This is a genomic window from Nocardioides cremeus, from assembly GCF_030518195.1.
In the GTDB taxonomy this organism is placed as follows: Bacteria; Actinomycetota; Actinomycetes; order Propionibacteriales; family Nocardioidaceae; genus Nocardioides; species Nocardioides cremeus.
The window spans coordinates 1-219 of record NZ_JAULSC010000443.1 but is presented as its reverse complement, the minus strand read 5'-3'; the positions used below and the strand labels follow the sequence as shown (position 1 = coordinate 219).

Annotated in this window: 1 protein-coding gene; it reads right to left on the bottom strand. The window is 78.5% G+C overall.

Going from position 1 to position 219, the window contains the following annotated elements; translation table 11 throughout:
• Positions 1-219, bottom strand: a 219-nt coding sequence (locus tag QWJ41_RS21665) for a hypothetical protein (RefSeq protein WP_302710569.1), incomplete at both ends; no start/stop codon positions are given.

Sequence of the window (219 nt, the reverse complement as noted above, 5' to 3'; positions counted from 1 at the left end):
GGCCCGGGGGTGAGGGCACGCTCGAAGCGGCCCCGGTCCTGGCGGCGTACGCCGGCGGCGCGCAGGTCGAGCGTGCGCTGCACGGCCGTGACCACCACGCGCGGCGCGGGCTGCGCCGAGCGGGTCGGCTGCGCACCGGGCTCGTCGTCACCGGCCAGCAGCGCGCACGAGCTGAGGACCAGCGACAGCGCGAGCGCCGTCAGCAGGACCAGCAGTCCC